Origin of the sequence: Actinomadura fibrosa, from assembly GCF_900659615.1 — a bacterium.
Taxonomy (GTDB): domain Bacteria; phylum Actinomycetota; class Actinomycetes; order Streptosporangiales; family Streptosporangiaceae; genus Spirillospora; species Spirillospora fibrosa.
Window position 1 is genome coordinate 56,406 of sequence record NZ_CAACUY010000018.1, and the last position, 16,796, is coordinate 73,201.

Consider the following 16,796-nt stretch of genomic DNA (forward strand, 5'->3'; position numbering starts at 1 on the left):
AAGGGAGACCCATGACGATCCGCTCCGGCGACGAGGCCGTGGAGGCCGCGCGCAAGCTCGCCGCCGCGTTCGCCCCGCAGGCCGGCGACCGCGACCGCGAACGGCGCCCGCCCGCCGCCGAGGTCGCCGAGCTCTCGGCGTCCGGGCTGCTCGGCAGCACCGTCCCGAAGCGGTTCGGCGGCCCGGAGGTGAGCGTGGCGGTCCTGGCCGAGGTGTTCCGGATCCTCGCCACCGCCGACGCCAGCCTCGCCCAGATCCCGCACAGCCACTTCGTGTTCCTGGACGCGCTGCGCCGCCAGGGCACGGAAGAGCAGCAGAGGCGGTACTTCACCGAGGCGCTCCACGGCGCGCGGTTCGCGAACGCCCAGTCCGAACGGGGCGGACGCACGGTCACCGACGACGCCACGACCCTGCGGCGAACCGGCGACGGCGGGTACGTGCTGGACGGCGAGAAGTTCTACAGCACCGGCGCCCTCTTCGCCGACCTGCTCGTCGTCCGCGCCGTCCTCGCCGACGAACCCGCGGGCGGCAACGGCGCCGCGCCGAAGGCCCTGGCCTACATCCGCCGCGACACTCCGGGCGTCACGGTCGAGGACGACTGGGACGGCATGGGCCAGCGCACCACCGCGAGCGGCACCGTCCGGCTCACCGGCGTGCGCGTGGACGCCACCGAGGTCGTCCCGTACACCTCCCTGTTCGACGGCCCGACGACCTACGGCGCCCGCGCCCAGATCCTCCACGCGGCACTGGACGCGGGCATCGCCCGCGGTGCGCTGAACGCCGCGGTCACCGCCGTGACGAAAGCGCGGCCGTGGTTCGAGAGCGGCGCCGACACCGCGGCCGGGGACCCCCTGGTCGTCCAGCAGGCCGGAGAACTGGAGATCACCGTCCGGGGCGCGGAGGCGCTCCTCCGCGAGGCCGCCGGCGCGATCGACGCCGCCGAACGCGAGCCCACCGCCGACACGACCGCGCGGGCGTCGGTGGCGACGGCCGTGGCGAAGGTCGCCGCGGCCCGCGCCGCGCTGGAGGCGTCGTCCGCGCTGTTCGAGCTGGGCGGGACGCGCTCGGCGGCCGACTCGCTCAACCTGTCCCGCCACTGGCGCGACGCCCGCACGCACACCCTCCACGACCCGGCCCGCTGGAAGGTACAGCACGTCGGCCGCTGGCTGCTGTCCGGCACCCCGCCCCCGCGCCACGGCCAGCTCTGAGCCCCGCCCCGGCACAAGGAAAGAGACATCGTGACCCTGACGTTGCACTGGTTCCTGCCCACCTACGGAGACTCGCGCTACATCGTGGGAGGCGGCCACGGGCAGCTCGCCGGCGCGGCGGCCGGCGACCGCCGCGCGTCGATCGGCTACCTGTCGTCGATCGTCCGCGCCGCCGAGGAGTTCGGCTTCACCGGCGCGCTCACCCCCACCGGCGCCTGGTGCGAGGACGCCTGGCTGACCACGGCGATGCTGGCGCGCGAGTCGGAGCGGCTGGCGTTCCTGGTGGCGTTCCGTCCCGGGCTGATCAGTCCCACGCTCGCCGCGCAGATGGCCGCCACGTTCTCCGCGCACGCCCCCGGACGGCTCCTGCTCAACGTCGTCACCGGCGGCGAGGCCCACGAGCAGCGCGCCTACGGCGACCACCTCTCCAAGGACGAGCGGTACGCGCGCTGCGACGAGTTCCTGTCGGTCGTGCGGCGGCTGTGGAGCGGCGAGACGGTCACCCACCGCGGCACCCACCTCGACATCGACGCCGCGAGCCTCCCGACCGTCCCCGACCCGGTACCGCCGCTCTACTTCGGCGGCTCCTCCCCGGCGGCGGGCCCCGTCGCCGCCGAGCACGCCGACGTCTACCTGACCTGGGGCGAACCGGCCGACGCGGTCGCCGCCAAGATCGACTGGATCCGGGGGCTGGCCGCCGAGCGGGGCCGCAAGCCGCGCTTCGGCATACGGCTCCACGTCATCTCCCGCGACACGTCCGAAGAGGCATGGAGCCAGGCGGGACGCCTCGTCGAAGCGCTCGGCGAGGACACCGTCGCCGGTGCGCAGGCCAGCCTCGCCCGCAGCGAGTCCACCGGCCAGCGGCGCATGCGCGAGCTCCACGAGGCCAGCCGCGCCGACGGCACATGGCGCGACCCCCACGCGCTGGAGGTGGCGCCGAACCTGTGGGCCGGAGTCGGCCTCGTCCGCGGCGGCGCCGGGACGGCCCTCGTCGGCTCGCACGCCGAGGTCGCCGACCGCATCGCCGAGTACGCCGAGATCGGCATCGACGAGTTCGTCCTCTCCGGCTACCCCCACCTGGAGGAGCTGTACTGGTTCGGGGAAGGAGTGCTCCCGCGGCTCGTCCAGCGCGGCCTCTTCCACGACACCCGCGCCACCGTCGCCGGACACAACGCCTTCCTCCCCAAGGAGACCTCGGCATGACCAAGGTCGGACTCGACCTGCGCCGCGTCTACGGCGCCTACCCGACGGGCGTCGCCGTGGTCGCGGGCCTCGTGGACGGACGCCCGTCCGGCATCGCTGCCAGCTCGTTCGTTCCCGTGTCCCTGGACCCGCCGCTGGTCTCCGTCTGCGTCGCGCACACCTCGACGACCTGGCCGCTGCTGCGCGACCTGCCCCGCATCGGCATCAGCGTCCTCGGCGCCCACCAGGAGCACGCGGGACGGCGAATCGGCTCCCGCGCACCCGACCGGTTCGCCGGGATCGACTGGCGCGCCACCCCGGACGGCTCCGTCCTCCTCGACGGCGCCACGGCCTGGTACGACTGCTCGATCGAGCAGCAGTTCCGCTCCGGCGACCACGACATCGTGGTCTTCCGCGTCCACGACCTGGACGCCGCCACCGAGATCCCCCCACTCGTCTTCCACAAAAGCACCTTCCGCCGCCTCACCTGAAATCCCACTCACGTCGCCGGACGACTCGGGCGTGGCCGCTACCGCTCCGCCATCCAGGCGGCGATCGACCGGCGATAGCCATCAGGCAAGCGGAGCCCGGACAGCTCATCGAGGGTGAACAGGCCGATCTGCTTGTGCTCATGGCTGACGAGTGGGACGACCTCGGGAGTCAGGACGGTGCAGCCGTAGGTGACGATGACGACGCGTCGGTCGGAATCAGGAAGCGGTTGGTAGATCCACACATCCAGCAGCCGCTGCGCCCTGACCTGCCAGCCGGTCTCTTCGTCGAGCTCGCGTTCCACCGCGGCCTCGGGACTGGCGTCGCCGGCCTCCAAACGGCCGCCGGGCAGTTCCCACTCGTCGCGCTCATTCTTCAGCAGCACGACCCGGCCATCCGCCGCAGCAACGCCCTTCACCGAAACGGGCCAGGTCGGGGGCGTCCGCATGAGGGGAATCTAACAGGCGAACCGTCCCCCGCTGCCTGGGCGACGACAGCTCGCGTGACATCGCACAGCCGCCGTCAGTGGAGGCGCGCGAAGACCAAATCGCCGTCTCGTTAAGCGGGACTGCCATTTCGGTCAACATAGTCAAGGGCGAGGCGGGTCCTGCCGGTCACAGGCGCCCGCCTTCGGTACTCATGCAGGATGGTGAATGACCCGCTTCTGGCATCCCGCAACCACACCCCGCCTAAGTCCGATGGGCCATGGCGAGTCAAACCCCGCCACAGACACCGCCGGCCGCCCTCCCGCGCACAGAAGTGGACGACTCGCACCATCGCAGGCGCGCTCGTTGCCACGGGCGTACTGGCGGCGTTCCAACTCGGCAGGTGGTCGACTCCCACCGAGCGCATCACCCCGACCGCCGCCAAGGCATGGGCGCCGAACGCGGCCACACGAGGCTCGGCACCGCCCAGGGTGCCGGCTGCACCTGGGCGAGAGTCCTCTGAACAGCGACGACCGCACCGCAAGCATGCTCCTCGTCCGCCGGAGAGTGTCTCAGCACCGGAACCGCCACGAGCCAGCACCGCCAACCAGCGCCCCTGGAAGCCGCTCCTGTATCCAACGAGGCTGCGGCATCGGGCTCACACGGTCCGCCACAGCGTTCCGCACGCCCACCCGCACAGGCCCAAGCCGCGGCGCCGAGGCTCGACGTGGATCGGCAGAGAGTGCCGTCGCCGACTCCCCCACGACACCATCACCCAGGCCACCTGCTACACAGCCCTCCACCAGTTCTTCGCCCAGTAACGATCACACCGCCTACGGGTCTGCCGGCAACTGGGGCGCCGGTAGCTTTTTGGTTGTGCGGCCGGTTACGGGGTGAGGACCACCTTGTTGCAGTCGTCCTGTTTGTGTTTGAAGAGTTCGAATGCGCGCGGGGCTTCGCTGAGCGGCATTCGGTGCGAGATGACGAAGCTCGGGTCGATCTCGCCCGCGCGGATCCGGTCCAGCAGCGGCTCCGTGTAGCGGTGCACGTGGCACTGGCCCGCGCGGATGGTCAGGGACCGGTTCATGACGGTGCCCATCGGGAACTTGTCCACGAAGCCGCCGTAGACGCCGATGACGGACACCACGCCGCCGTTGCGGCAGGCCATGATGGCCTCGCGCAGCGCGTAGGGGCGCTCGGTCTCCATCCGGGTGGCCTGCTTGCCGCGGTCGTAGGCGTACATGGCCGGCGTCGGGTGGTGGGCCTCCATGCCGACGGCGTCGATGCAGGCGTCGGGGCCGCGTCCGCCGGTCATGTCGCGCAGCGCGTCGAGCACGTTCACCTCCTCGTAGTCGAGGACCTCGGCGCCGGTCCGCCGGGCCACCCTGAGCCGGTACGGGAACCGGTCGATGACGATGACCCGGTCCGCGCCGAGCAGGAACGCGCTGGCCGCGGCGAGCTGCCCGACCGGCCCCGCGCCCCAGATCGCGATCGTCTGGCCCGGCCTGATGTCGCACATCTCCGCGCCCATGAAGCCCGTGGGGAAGATGTCCGACAGGAACAGCACCTTCTCGTCCGGCAGGTCGTCCTCGATCTTGATGGGACCGACGTCGGCGAACGGGACGCGCACGTACTCGGCCTGCCCGCCGGCGTAGCCGCCCAGCATGTGGGAGTAGCCGAAGATCCCGGCGGGCGAGTGGCCCATCAGCTTCTCGGCCATCCCGGCGTTCGGGTTGGAGTTCTCGCACACGGAGTAGAGGCCGTCCTCGCAGGCGAAGCAGGCGCCGCAGGCGATCGGGAACGGCACCACGACCCGGTCGCCGGGGCGCAGGTCGCGCACGCCGGGGCCGACCTCGACGACCTCGCCCATGAACTCGTGGCCGAGCACGTCGCCCTTCTCGACGGTCGGGATGTAGCCGTCCACGAGATGCAGGTCGGAGCCGCAGACGGCGGTCGAGGTGACGCGGACGATCGCGTCGCGCGCGTTGAGGATCCGCGGGTCCGGGACGTCGCGGACCTCCACGTGGTTGCGGCCCGCCCAGACGTTGGCCTTCATGTCCGTCCTCCGATCGGCTGTGCGGGATGCTGGTGGAGCTGGCGCAGGGCGCGGTGGCCCTCGGGGCTGCCCTCGGAGCGGACCACCTCGCCGGTCTCCATGACCTGCTTGAAGCGGCGCAGGTCGTCCCGGACCTGCTGCTCGGGGTGCTCGCCGAACATCCGGGCGACGGCGGCGGCGAGCCTGCGCCCGCGCATGCCGAACTCCAGCGAGACGTCCACGACGGTGCCGCGCCCGCCGGGCCCGTCGGTGAAGCCGACCAGGCCGGCGGTGGAGACGCCCTTGCCGGGCACGGACCGCCAGGCGATGAGGTCGCCGGCCCGCTCGTCGATGATCTCGGCCTCCCATTCGAGGTCGACCATCGGGCCCTTCGCCCTCCAGTGGGAGCGGCGCCGGTCGAGGGAGCGCACCGTGTCCAGGTGGACCATGAACGAGGGCAGGTTCTCCAGCTCCCGCCAGAACAGGTAGACCTCCTCGCGCGGCCTGTTGACGGTGATGGAGGCGCGCATCTGGAGCGGGCCCTTGGCCTTGGCGGTGCCGCGCCGGGCGCAGGCGGCGTCGAGGACGGTGAGCCCGGCGACCGCGCCGAGGGCGGTCAGCGCGCGGGTGCGCCGGGCGCCCGTGCGGTTGGCCGCGGCCCTGCCGAGGACGCCGAGGTCCATCGCGTCGCCGGCGACCCTCGTCCACGCCCACGGTGCCGGGTTCTTGGCGCCGAGCAGCAGGGCGGCGTGCAGGAGCTCGCGCCCGCCGACGAGCCTGGCGACGGTCGTGGCCTCGGGCGCGTCATCGACGCCGCACAGGCCGGTCACGGCCCTGGGCGCCGCCAGTTGCGCCGTGCCCAGCGCGAGGCTGGTCCAGCCGAGCGCACGGGCGAGTCTGTCGGTCATCATGCGTCCTAACACAGGTTGCGGTGGCGTGTGCGTACGCCGCAGGCGGCCCCCGGTCTGCTGACGCCCCCCGCGTCCCCCCTCCCTTGCCCCTGACAGGACTGATGACACCCGCGGTTCCGGCTGCGAAAGCGCAGGTCGCTGGGACGCCCGGCCTTCCCTCGTTCGTCTTTGCCGAAGCTTGGGGCGCTGCGTGTCCGGCTGTCGGCGAGGAGCGGCGTCCGGCTGATCAAGCCTCGGTACCGGTGGGTGCGGGGGTGTGAAGTGTGCTGCGGGGTGAGCGGCCGTAGGCGGCGCGGTAGTGGACAGCGAAGCGTCCGGGCTGGCGGAAATGCCAGCGGGCGGCGATGGCCGCGACTGTGGCCCCGTCGACGGGGTCGGCGGCGGTCAGGTCGTGGTGGGCGCGCTGTAGGCGGATCTGGCGCAGGTGGGTCAGGGGAGACAGGCCGGTGTGGTGGCGGAAGCTGTATTGCAGGGCTCGGGGGGTGACGCCCGCGGCGGTGGCGATGTCGGCCAGGGTGATGTCCTGGTGGGCGTGAGCGTCGACGAAGGCGAGGGCGCGTCGCAGCGTCGCTGGCAGGCCCTGGTATGTCGGCGAGGTGCCCGATGTGGTGGTGTCCGGGGAGGGGCCCGTGCCGTTACCGGGGTCGCGGTCATCAGGTAGGTCGACGAGACGGCTCTGGAGCTGGCACATGTGCGCCTGCAGCCGACTCAGTTCGGCGCGCAGGCGTTCGGTGTCGGCCAGCAGTCGCCGGGTGCTGGCCCGGACCAAGGCGGCGGTGTGGACCAGTTCGTCGGCCTCGCGGAGGGCGCCGTCCGGTAGTGCGGCGACACCGGACGAGGCGGACGCGAACGGTGGTTCCGCGGTGCTCGTCCGGCGGGTGGGCGGTCGATCGGTGGTCATGGCCGCCTCGTAGCATGGCCCGCGCGGCGCCGCCGCCGATCAGTGACGTCGCGCGGCATACCGGTGCGCGGGCGACGGATGACCTGCGATCTGCCGTTCCTGTGCGCTGTTCGGGTGAGGCCAGGCGAGCCGGGCGGGGAGCAGGCGCCCGTGGTCCTCGCTCAGGGTGAGCCTGATCTCGGCGACCAGCATCTCGTACTCCTGCCTCAGCGACGCCGCGCGAAGCTTGGCCTTCTCAGCCGCCGCTCGCACCGTCGCGGCACGGTGGAACGCGTCAGCGGACGGTGCCTCCGGGCGGCCCGCGGCCACCGGTTCGGCGGCAGCCGCCGCACCCGCTCGCGCCGCGTCCGCCGGGATCGCCTGTCCGAAGCGGGTCTGACCTGCGTGCCCGGGCGCTTCTGATCGGTCTTGCACGGGCACCAGTGTCGGAGCCGACCCGCCGGTCCGGCAACACCGCAAGCGAACCGGCCGTCCGCCGACAGCACCGAAAACGAAACTTCCGCCGGTGCCGAGCCGCGGCCTTCACCTTCAGCGTCACGACATGCGGTGACGCCGCGACGGACCGATACGGATTCGGGCGAAGGCCTTCGTTATCCGCACGGCCATGCCTAGTGTTATCGGCGTCCGGCACCTCCGATCCTGGCCCGTGCCGAACGGGGAGCGTCATGACCGCCGAGACACCGCAGAGCGGTACCGGTCCGCACCGGATCTCGTTCGCCACCCGCGACCCCGGCCTGGCGCGGGACTTCATCGACCGCGCCTACAGCGCCCGGCTGCGGATCGGCACCGCCTCCGACACCCGCTGGCAGGTCGATCTGACCCAGATCGACGCCGGGCCGTTCACCACCGGCGACGTGACGCTGCCGATCGACATGACCTTCAAGCTCGAAGGGCGGGACGAGGTCATCGTCAACACGCTCGTCGAGGGACGCGTCGGCTACGACAGCGGCAAGGGCAGCGACCGCTTCGGTCCCGGGGACGTCTTCCTCGGCGCCCGTCCCCGGTCCGAGACCATCGCCCGCACCCACCAGATGCGCGTACGCACCGTCGTCCTGCCCCACTCGCTCCTCACCGCGGCGACCGGTGCGGCACGCGAGGACTGCGGCACGCCTTGGGAGTTCCTGTCCCCCCAGCCGAGGGACGACCACGTCCAGCAATGGCACCGGACGACCGAGTTCGTCGACGGCCTGCTCGCCGACCCCACCGCCGCCGCCTCACCGCTGCTCATCGGCCCGGTCGCGCGGCTGCTGGCCGCCACCGCCCTGGCCGTCTTCCCCAACAGCGCCATCTCGCCGCCCACGCGCGCCGACCGCACCGACGCCCACCCCGCCGCCCTGCGCCGCGCCATCGCCTTCATCGAGACCCACCCGGACACCGATGTCGCCCTGCCCGACATCGCCAGCGCCGCGGGCGTCACCCCCCGCGCGGTGCAGCTGGCCTTCCGCCGCCACTGCGACACCACCCCGATGGGCTACCTGCGCCAGGTCCGCCTGGAACAGGCCCACCGGCAGTTGTCCGACGCCGTCCCGGGCGACGGCACCACCGTCACCGCCGTCGCCGCCCGCTGGGGGTTCTACCAGCCCAGCCGCTTCGCCGCCCTCTACCGGCGCCGGTACGGCCGGCTCCCCAGCCAGACCCTGCACCGGTGACCGCCTGACCGCGCCCCGGCTCAGCGCAGCCTGCGGCGCAGTTCGGCGGCCAGTTCGGCGGCGGCGTCGCGCAGCGCCTCGATGAAGAACCGCCGGTCGCCGGGGCCCTGGGCGATCATCGTCGGCCGGACGGCCGACGGATGGTCGATGCGGACCAGGGCGACCGTGGGCGGCACCATCGGCACGGCGAGGCCCGGGACCACGGTGACGCCGAGGCCGGCCGCGACGAGCCCGAGCTTGGCGACCCAGTCGCGGGCGACGAACGCCACCTGCGCGTCGTCGCTCCAGGCACCGAGCAGGGTGGTCTCGGGTTCGGTGCTCCCGGCGATCCAGCGTTCGTCGCGGAGCCTGCCCGGGGTGACGCCGACGCTGCCCGCCAGCCGGTGGTCCAGGGGGACGGCCACCAGCAGCGGATCGTCAAGCAGCGGTACGAGCTCGACGCCTGCCGGTGCCTTCCGCGGACCGGACACCACCGCCAGGTCGAGCCGTCCCCGCGCGACCGCGGTCAGCAGGCGCGGGCTCAGCCCCTCCCGCAGTGGCACTCTGACCTGCGGTGACGCGGCGATCGCCCGGGGCACGAGCCCCGCCATGGCGGTCGAGAAGGCGCCGACCCGCAGCCGCCGGGGTGACCGCGTCCCCAGGTCGTCGAGCCCCTGCCGTGCGGCGTCGAGCTCGCCGAGGACCACCTCGGCATGCCGCAGCACCAGCCGTCCCGCCTCGGTCGGACGGACGCCGCGCGCCTGCCGTTCGAAGAGCGCCCGCCCGGCGGCCCGCTCCATCAGCGCGATCTGCCGGGAGACGGCCGACTGCGTGTAGCCGAGCCGTTCGGCCGCCGTCGAGAACGACCCGTGCCGGGCCGCCTCCCGCACCACCCGCAGCCCCGCCACCGTGAACTCACTCATGCGCAATGTTGATACCAGATATGCCAGACAGTTGCTTGTGGCATGGCTGGTCGGCTCCCTAGCCTCCTCCGCATGAGCACTGAAGAGAACAGGAAGCTGCTCCAGGGAATCTTCGAGCAGATGGCCGCGGGCAACACGCGGGCGATGAGCGAGGCGATGGCCGACGACTTCCGCTGGGTCTTCCCGGGCGACTGGTCGTGGTCCGGCACGTGGGAGCCGAAGGAGGTCGTCCTGCGCGACCTGCTCCGGCCCCTCATGGCGCAGTTCGCCGACTACCGCAGCGAGGCGGACCTGATCCTCGCCGACGGCGACCGCGTCGTCGTCCAGGCGCGTTCCACCGCGACCACCAAGCGCGGTGAGCGCTACGACCAGACCTACTGCTTCGTCTTCCGGGTCGCCGACGGCCGCCTCACGGAAGTGGTCGAACACTGCGACACCTCCCTGGTCGAGCGCGTTCTCGACCGCATCGGCCCGCCGGGCGAGTAGGGGCTCGTCCGCGGCGGTCGGCACGCTGAGCCGGAGTTCGGCGCCGAGGGTTGACCGGTCGCCTCCCCCTCCTCTATGTTCAACATATCGGTTGATAAAGAAGGTGGTTGAACAACATGGTAGTTGACGAGCTGGACGAGCGGCTGGACCGCGCGTTCGCCGCGCTGGCCGATCCCGTCCGGCGCGCGCTCATCGCCCGGCTGTCCCGGGGGGAGGCGACCGTCAACGAGCTGGCCGAACCGTTCTCCATCACCAAGCAGGCGGTCTCGCGGCACATCCAGGTGCTGGAGGCCGCCCGCCTGATCACCCGCAGCCGCGACGCCCAGCGCCGGCCGTGCCACCTGAACGCGGCGGCGCTGGAGGAGCTGACCAGCTGGATCGACCGGTACCGGCTGGTCGCCGAGCAACGCCACCGCCGCCTGGACGCCGTCCTGGAGAGCATGAAGGAGCAGGACAAGTGAACGAGACGACGATCACCGCCCGGCCCGGGACCCCGTTCATCGACATCGTCCGCGAGTTCGACGCGCCCCCGCACCTGGTGTTCCGCGCGTGGACCGACCCCGAGATCGTCCCGCGGTGGCTGGGGCCGTCCACCACGACGATGACCGTGGTCGAGTGGGACGCGACCCCGGGCGGCCGCTACAGCTACGTCCACCGCGACCAGGACGGCGAGTACGGGTTCCGCGGCGTGTTCCACACCGTCGTGGCGGACGAGCGGATCGTGCAGACCTTCCAGTACGACGGCCGGCCGCAGGACGTCAGCCTGGAGACGCTCACCTTCGAGGACCTCGGCGGACGCACCCGGGTGCGCAACCACGCGGTGTTCGGCTCGGTGGAGAGCCGTGACGCGATGATCGAAAGCGGCATGGAGCGCGGCGTCCGCGACTCGATGGCACGCCTGGAGCAACTGCTGCCCCGGTGACCGGCCACCCCCTCGACGTCCCCTCCAGGGGCACACCCCCGTCCCGACCCGCTGGGTCTCGCAGAGAGCAGGCGATCACCGTGACCACGATCTTCGGCAACATGGCCGTCTCCGTCGACGGCTTCATCACCGGCCGCGACCCGCGTCCCGGCCACGGGCTCGGGGACGGCGGCGCCGTCCTGCACGAGTGGTACTGGGGCGGCGACGAGCCCAGCGAGGTCGTCCCGCAGTTCCGGCTGTCGAAGGCGTCCCGCGACTTCATCGACCCCCTCGCCGGACGGGTCGGGGCGGTGATCGCGGGCCGCACCACCTTCGAGGACGCGGGCGGCTGGGGCGGCGGCAGCCCCCACCCCACCGCCCCCCTGGTGGTGGTCAGCCACAGGCCCGCACCGCCCGAGGCGACGCCGGAGCAGCGGTTCACCACCTCGATCGAGGAGGCGGTCGCCACCGCCCGGACGCTCGCGGGAGACCTCGACGTCAGCCTGATGGGCGGCGGCGGCGCGCTCACCGCCGCGCTCACCGCGGGACTGATCGACGAGATCATCGTCCACCAGGTGCCGGTACTGCTCGGCGCGGGCCGACCGCTCTTCCAGGAGCTGCCCGCCCACGTGCGGCTCGACATCGTCCAGGTCGTTCCGGCACCCGACGTGACACACCTGCACTACCGCGTGCAGCGATGACCCGACCACGCTGTGACTGACCGGCGGGTTCGCCGCCGTTGCCGCCGCGCTGGCCACCGCCGCCATCGCCGCCGTCTCCTCGGCCGCGGGGATGGCGCTGGAGATCGACGGCAAGGCGATCCCTCCGGCCGGCTTCGCCCAGATGACGCTGATGTGCGCGGTAGCCGGGATCTTGCTGGCGGCGGCGTTACGGCGCTGGGCCGCGACCCCCAGGCGCACCTTCGTGACGGCCACGATCGCGCTGACGGTGCTGTCGCTGGTGCCCGACCTGGTCGTCCCGGCGGCCGTCTCGACCAGGGCGGTCCTCATGCTCACGCACCTCGCCGCCGCGGCGATCGTCATTCCGCTCGTCGCCGGGCGGCTGCCCGTCCGCACCCGCTGACCCGCTCGATCGCGGACGACGCGGCCCTCACCGCCGATAGGTAGGTGAGGGCCGCGTCGGCACGTGCCCGCGGACGTTCCCCGGCGGGCATTGCCGGGGGACGTTTCGGGACGTGTCAGCCGGCGACGGGGATCTTGACCTCCGGTGTCTCGGGGACGGGGGCGGGCTGGTCATCGCGTCCCATGGCGGGCAGGGATCGGAGGGCGACGGAGATCAGGACCGCGGCGGCCAGCATCACGGCGGCGGCGACCAGCGAGACGACGCGCAGCTCGGTGGTGAAGGCGTGCCGGGCGGCCTCCATGGCGGAGGCGGAGGCGCCGGCCGCGCCCGCGATGCTGTCGTGGGCCGGGCCCGACCCGAGGCCGACCGTGTGCCGGTAGACGGCCGTGCCGAGGCTGCCGAGGACCGCGATGCCGAGCGCGTAGCCGAGTTCGTTGCCGGTCTGCGCGATCCCCGCGGCCGAGCCGGCCTTGGCCGGCGGGACGGCGCCGACCACCACGTTGGTCCCGATGCTGATCAGCGGTCCAGCACCGAGGCAGGACACCGCGAACCCGGTGGCGAGTCCGGCCGTCCCGGACGCCTGGGCGATCAGGAGCAGGCCGGTGACGGTCAGGGCCAGGCCGACGGGGATCAGCGGGACGGGCGGGATCCGGCGGCCGAGCAGCGGCGCGGCCTGGAAGCCGACCATCGCCGCGACCATGCCGGGCACCAGCGCGATCCCCGCGTCGAGCGGCGACAGCCCGTCGATGAGCTGGAAGTGCTGGGCGACGAGGTTCATCGTGCCGCCGGACGACATCGCGTTGGCCACCATCGCGACCAGGACGGCGGAGAAGGCGGGGCCGCGGAACAGCGACAGGTCGATCAGCGGGTCGGGCAGGCGCCGCTGGCGGCGGGCGAACAGGGCGCCGACCGCAAGGCCCGCCGCGAGGGCGGCGAGGGACAGCGGCCGCCAGCCGTCGCGGGCGGTCTCCTTGAGCCCGTAGACGAACGGCAGGATCGCGCCGAGCGACAGCGCGACGCTGGGCAGGTCGATGCGGCTCCCCGACGGGTCGCGGTGCTCGGGCAGCAGGACCGGGCCGACCACCAGTAGCAGCACCATCGCGGGGACGCCCAGCAGGAACACCGATCCCCACCAGAAGTGGGCGAGCATGACGCCGCCGACCAGCGGGCCGATGACGGCGCCGACGGTGAAGCACCCGGCCCAGAGCCCGACCGCGCTCGCCCGCCGCCGGGGGTCGGGGAACAGACTCATGATCATCGCGAGTGTGGACGGGGTCAGCGAGGCGCCCGCGATGCCGAGCAGCGCGCGGGCGGCGATCAGCATCGCGGGGCCGGTGGAGAACGCGGCCAGGACCGACGCGGCCCCGAACGCGGCGGCCCCGGCGAGCAGCAGCCGGCGCCGTCCGATCCGGTCGCCGAGCGCGCCCATCGTGACCAGGAAGCCGGCGACCATGAAGCCGTAGACGTCCATGATCCACAGTTGCTCGGTGCTGCTCGCGCCCAGCTCGGCGCTGAGCTTCGGCACGGCCATCACCATCACGAACGTGTCGAGCGAGACCAGGAGCGTCGGGAGGGCCAGCACCGCCAGCCCGATCCACGCGCGTCGCCCGGCGTGGGCGTCGGTCGTCATATCGAGGTCCTTTCGTCGGTTTCGAGAACCACCTCCGGCCAGCCCTCACCACGGGCCGCCCGCACGACGTCCGCCGCGACCGCGGCTCCGGCGCCGCGTCCCGCGACCGCGAGGCGGCCCGGGTCGGCGCCGAGCTCGGCCGCGTGGTCGGCGATCCAGCCGAGGACGGCCTCGGCGTCGCGGACCGCCGACTCGTGCGGCGGTTCCAGGCACACGTCCAGCACCAGCACGTCAGGCCGCGCCGTGTCCGGACAGCGCCCGCCGACGTGCAGGATCAGCAGCACGCCGGGCTCGTCGACGGCGGGCCAGCGGGCATGGACGCGCACCGGACCCGATGCGCCGCGCAGATGAACGTCCGCCGAAGTGGTCATGGCAGCACCGTCGCAGCGGGGCACCCCGGCAGGGAAAGGCCGTTCGCGCATGACGCTCGTGCACGGACGGCATCACCGCGGCGGGCGGATCGGCGCGATACTTCCGCTATGGACGACCACGGCGAGGAGACGGCGGCGCGCGTCCTCGCGCTCCCCCAGGCGCCCGACGCGATCGAGCTGCGGCACCTGCGCTCGTTCGTCGCCGTCGCCGAGGAGCTCAACTTCGGCCGCGCCGCCGCCCGGCTCTACCTGTCGCAGCCCGCGCTCAGCCGCCAGATCCGCGGCCTCGAACGGCTCATCGGCTGCGACCTGCTCAACCGCTCCACCCACCGGGTCGAGCTCACGCTCGCCGGCGAGGCCCTGCTCGACAAGGCCCGCACGCTCCTCGCGGGCGTGGACGACGCCGTCTCCGCCGCCCGCTCGGTGGGCGGTGAGCTCGCGGAGCGGGCGGCCCGCCTCTGGAAGCCGGTCGCCGACCACAACCACGCCGGCGGGGACGAGCAGCGGCTCGCCGCCGAGTACGAGGCGCTGCTGGCGGCGTTCGACCCGCCGCCCGAGGTGGCGATCCGGCCCGTGAAGGCGGGCGGGGTCCCCGGCCTCCGGCTCGCTCCGGCCGACCCGCGGCCCGGGGCCGTCCTCCACCTGCACGGCGGCGGGTTCGTCATGGGCTCGGCGTACGGCTACCGGCCGCTCGCCGGGGCGCTGGCCGCCGCCGCCGAGACCACCGTCCTCGTGCCCGACTACGCGCTCGCGCCCGAGTCACCGTTCCCGGCGGCGGTCGAGGACTCCGTCCAGTCCTACCTCTGGCTGCTCGACCAGGGCACCGACCCCGGCCAGGTGATCATCAGCGGCGACTCGTCCGGTGCCGGGCTGGCCGTCTCGGTCCTGCTCTGGATCAAGCGGCACGAGCTGCCGCCGCCCGCCGGGGCCGTCCTGATGTGCCCCTGGGCCGACCTGGCGTACACCCTCCCGGAGACCATCCCCGACGACCCGCAGCTCGTGATCACCGGACGGCTGATGCGCCGCTGCGTCGACCACTACCTGGCCGGGCATCCGCTGGACGACCCGGTCGTCAACCCGCTCGGCCACCCCGAGGCGCTGGCGGGGCTGCCGCCCCTGCTGATCCAGGCGGGCACCGGCGACCACCTGCTCGACCAGGCGCGGACGCTCGCCGAACGCGCCCGCGAGCAGGACGTGAACGTGACGCTGGAGCTCTACCCGGTGAACACCCACGGCTTCCATCTCTTCTGGCCCTTCCTGCCCGAGGCGATGCGCGCGCTCGAACAGGCGGGCGCCTTCATCCGCGGGACGGCCTCCTGACCGCCCAAGCCAGACCCGCCGCGTCCGCGCCGTGAACCGTCGGTGAGCCGGTGCTCGTCGAAAGGCTCGCCAAGTTCGACGTCCGCGTCGGGGGCGATCAGGCCGGCGCGAGGCGCGAGCAGGTCGCCGGTCGTCAGCGCGTCCTTGCCGCGCACGCCGAACCCCGGCCGCACCCGCGCGACGGCCGCCTCCGGGTCGGTCACGGTCTCGGCGAACGCGACGACCACCGGACGACGCCGCGGGTCGAACGATCCCCGGACGCCGGCCAGCCCGCCGCCCGGAGCCGGTGGATTCGTCTCGCGGGTTGTCGCCGCTTTCCCGTCCCGGTCATGAGGTCCTGCGCAGGCGGGCGGCCATGCGGTCGAGGGTGGCGTGCGCGACCTCGAATCCGACGATGTTGAGGTGGCCGTGCAGCACCCCGTAGGAGGTCACCTGCTCGACGTCCACGCCGTCGGCGCGGAGCCGGTCGCCGAAGAGCTCGCCGCTGCTGCGCAGGGTGTCGAACTCGTCGTTGTCGAGGTAGGTGGGCGGGAAGCCGCGCAGGTCCTCGGCGACGCCGGGCATCGCGTACGGCGAGGCCGTGTCGAGGGGGCCGTCCAGGAAGAGCGGGATGACCTCCTCCATGAGGTCGTCGCCCATGTGCAGGGCCTTAGGCAGCTTCTCCAGGGCGGCCGCGAGTTCAGGCGAGGGCTCGGGCAGCGGCGCGTGGACGCAGGGGTAGAGCAGCAGGGCCTGCCATGGCGCCTCGCCCTCGTCGCGCAGGCGCAGCGCGGCGCCCGCGGCGAGGTCGGCACCGGCGCTCGCTCCGCCGATCGCGATTCGCGCGGGATCGACGCCGAGGTCCCCTCCGTGCTCCCGGACCCACCGGTAGGCCGCGACGACATCGTCGTGCGGGGCGGGGAAGTGCACCTTCTCGCCGCACAGCCGGTAGTCGACGGAGACGACCACGGCGCCGGCCCGTCCCGCGACGCCGCGGGCGGTCTCGTGCGCCTCCGGCATGTCGAGGTCCCCACCGACCCAGGCGCCGCCGTGCAGCCACACCAGAGCCGGTCTCGCGGCGGTTTCGCCCTTCGGACGGTAGATCCGCACGCGGATCCTGACGTCCGGCCCGGGGATCCAGTCCTCCTCGATGTCCAGGTCCCATTCCTCGGGCGGGCCGACAGGCGCCCACAGATGCTCGGGATCATCGGTGGCCTGCTTGAGGCGGGCGGCCATCGCGGGGTGGAACTCGTGTGTCATGGTGGGGATCACTCTCCATCTCGGCCCGCCGCCGTCCCGCGGCGGCGGGCATTTCAGCATCCAA

Annotated in this window: 19 protein-coding genes; 10 read left to right on the forward strand and 9 right to left on the reverse strand. The window is 73.0% G+C overall.

The window, feature by feature from the left end:
- Window positions 1-11 precede the first annotated feature (11 nt).
- From E1300_RS09925 to E1300_RS09935, 3 genes are read left to right on the forward strand one after another with little or no spacing between them, the layout of a single operon-like run.
- Window positions 12-1,208, forward strand: a complete 1,197-nt coding sequence (locus E1300_RS09925; RefSeq protein ID WP_131756589.1) for an SfnB family sulfur acquisition oxidoreductase — start codon at window positions 12-14, stop codon at window positions 1,206-1,208.
- Window positions 1,209-1,238: 30 nt separating this feature from the next.
- Window positions 1,239-2,411, forward strand: a complete 1,173-nt coding sequence (locus E1300_RS09930; RefSeq protein WP_165502766.1) for an LLM class flavin-dependent oxidoreductase — start codon at window positions 1,239-1,241, stop codon at window positions 2,409-2,411.
- Window positions 2,408-2,881 carry a flavin reductase family protein gene (locus tag E1300_RS09935; protein ID WP_131756590.1) on the forward strand — a complete coding sequence of 158 codons (474 nt, stop codon included), beginning with the start codon at window positions 2,408-2,410 and terminating at the stop codon, window positions 2,879-2,881. The genes E1300_RS09930 and E1300_RS09935 overlap by 4 nt, the downstream gene beginning before the upstream one ends.
- A 38-nt stretch (window positions 2,882-2,919) precedes the next feature.
- Here the strand turns inward: E1300_RS09935 and E1300_RS09940 are convergent, their stop codons facing one another.
- From E1300_RS09940 to E1300_RS09960, 5 genes are all read right to left on the reverse strand, one after another.
- Window positions 2,920-3,327 (reverse strand): NUDIX hydrolase, encoded by a 408-nt coding sequence (locus E1300_RS09940; RefSeq protein ID WP_131756591.1) that lies wholly within the window; start codon window positions 3,325-3,327, stop codon window positions 2,920-2,922.
- 863 nt (window positions 3,328-4,190) lie between these two features.
- Window positions 4,191-5,360: a zinc-dependent alcohol dehydrogenase gene (locus E1300_RS09945; RefSeq protein WP_131756592.1), complete on the reverse strand. Its 1,170-nt coding sequence runs from the start codon at window positions 5,358-5,360 to the stop codon at window positions 4,191-4,193.
- Complete coding sequence (locus E1300_RS09950) at window positions 5,357-6,250, reverse strand: SRPBCC family protein (protein WP_131756593.1); 894 nt, start codon at window positions 6,248-6,250, stop codon at window positions 5,357-5,359. Before E1300_RS09950 ends, E1300_RS09945 begins: the two co-directional genes overlap by 4 nt.
- A 226-nt stretch (window positions 6,251-6,476) precedes the next feature.
- Window positions 6,477-7,151: a helix-turn-helix transcriptional regulator gene (locus tag E1300_RS09955; protein WP_131756594.1), complete on the reverse strand. Its 675-nt coding sequence runs from the start codon at window positions 7,149-7,151 to the stop codon at window positions 6,477-6,479.
- 39 nt (window positions 7,152-7,190) lie between these two features.
- Window positions 7,191-7,403 (reverse strand): hypothetical protein, encoded by a 213-nt coding sequence (locus tag E1300_RS09960; protein WP_131756595.1) that lies wholly within the window; start codon window positions 7,401-7,403, stop codon window positions 7,191-7,193.
- Window positions 7,404-7,816: 413 nt separating this feature from the next.
- On the opposite strand from E1300_RS09960, the gene E1300_RS09965 reads away from it, so the two are divergent.
- Window positions 7,817-8,800, forward strand: coding sequence for a helix-turn-helix transcriptional regulator (locus tag E1300_RS09965; protein ID WP_131756596.1), 984 nt, complete (start codon window positions 7,817-7,819; stop codon window positions 8,798-8,800).
- 20 nt (window positions 8,801-8,820) lie between these two features.
- On the opposite strand, the gene E1300_RS09970 is transcribed toward E1300_RS09965, so the two are convergent.
- Window positions 8,821-9,702 (reverse strand): LysR family transcriptional regulator, encoded by an 882-nt coding sequence (locus E1300_RS09970; RefSeq protein ID WP_131756597.1) that lies wholly within the window; start codon window positions 9,700-9,702, stop codon window positions 8,821-8,823.
- Between the two features lie 72 nt (window positions 9,703-9,774).
- Between E1300_RS09970 and E1300_RS09975 the strand changes: the two genes are divergently transcribed.
- The 5 genes from E1300_RS09975 (at window position 9,775) to E1300_RS09995 (ending at window position 12,172) form a co-directional block, all read left to right on the forward strand.
- Window positions 9,775-10,188, forward strand: a complete 414-nt coding sequence (locus tag E1300_RS09975) for a nuclear transport factor 2 family protein (RefSeq protein WP_165502767.1) — start codon at window positions 9,775-9,777, stop codon at window positions 10,186-10,188.
- Between the two features lie 116 nt (window positions 10,189-10,304).
- Window positions 10,305-10,649 (forward strand): ArsR/SmtB family transcription factor, encoded by a 345-nt coding sequence (locus E1300_RS09980; RefSeq protein WP_131756599.1) that lies wholly within the window; start codon window positions 10,305-10,307, stop codon window positions 10,647-10,649.
- Window positions 10,646-11,110 carry an SRPBCC family protein gene (locus E1300_RS09985; RefSeq protein ID WP_131756600.1) on the forward strand — a complete coding sequence of 155 codons (465 nt, stop codon included), beginning with the start codon at window positions 10,646-10,648 and terminating at the stop codon, window positions 11,108-11,110. The genes E1300_RS09980 and E1300_RS09985 overlap by 4 nt, the downstream gene beginning before the upstream one ends.
- An 80-nt stretch (window positions 11,111-11,190) precedes the next feature.
- Window positions 11,191-11,790 (forward strand): dihydrofolate reductase family protein, encoded by a 600-nt coding sequence (locus E1300_RS09990; RefSeq protein ID WP_165502768.1) that lies wholly within the window; start codon window positions 11,191-11,193, stop codon window positions 11,788-11,790.
- Window positions 11,791-11,806: 16 nt separating this feature from the next.
- Complete coding sequence (locus E1300_RS09995) at window positions 11,807-12,172, forward strand: DUF6069 family protein (RefSeq protein ID WP_131756601.1); 366 nt, start codon at window positions 11,807-11,809, stop codon at window positions 12,170-12,172.
- A 115-nt stretch (window positions 12,173-12,287) separates the two neighbouring features.
- Here the strand turns inward: E1300_RS09995 and E1300_RS10000 are convergent, their stop codons facing one another.
- Together E1300_RS10000 and E1300_RS10005 are read right to left on the reverse strand one after the other, a co-directional pair.
- Entirely contained in the window at window positions 12,288-13,802 is a 1,515-nt protein-coding gene (locus tag E1300_RS10000) for an MFS transporter (RefSeq protein ID WP_131756602.1), read from the reverse strand.
- Window positions 13,799-14,173, reverse strand: coding sequence for an alpha/beta hydrolase fold domain-containing protein (locus E1300_RS10005; protein ID WP_242619044.1), 375 nt, complete (start codon window positions 14,171-14,173; stop codon window positions 13,799-13,801). Before E1300_RS10005 ends, E1300_RS10000 begins: the two co-directional genes overlap by 4 nt.
- Before the next feature lie 108 nt (window positions 14,174-14,281).
- Between E1300_RS10005 and E1300_RS53380 the strand changes: the two genes are divergently transcribed.
- Entirely contained in the window at window positions 14,282-15,493 is a 1,212-nt protein-coding gene (locus E1300_RS53380; RefSeq protein ID WP_131756604.1) for an alpha/beta hydrolase fold domain-containing protein, read from the forward strand.
- A 327-nt stretch (window positions 15,494-15,820) separates the two neighbouring features.
- Here E1300_RS53380 and E1300_RS10015 read toward each other — a convergent pair whose 3' ends face one another.
- A complete protein-coding gene (locus E1300_RS10015; protein ID WP_165502769.1) occupies window positions 15,821-16,732 on the reverse strand; it encodes an alpha/beta hydrolase in 912 nt (303 codons plus the stop codon).
- Window positions 16,733-16,796 lie beyond the last annotated feature (64 nt).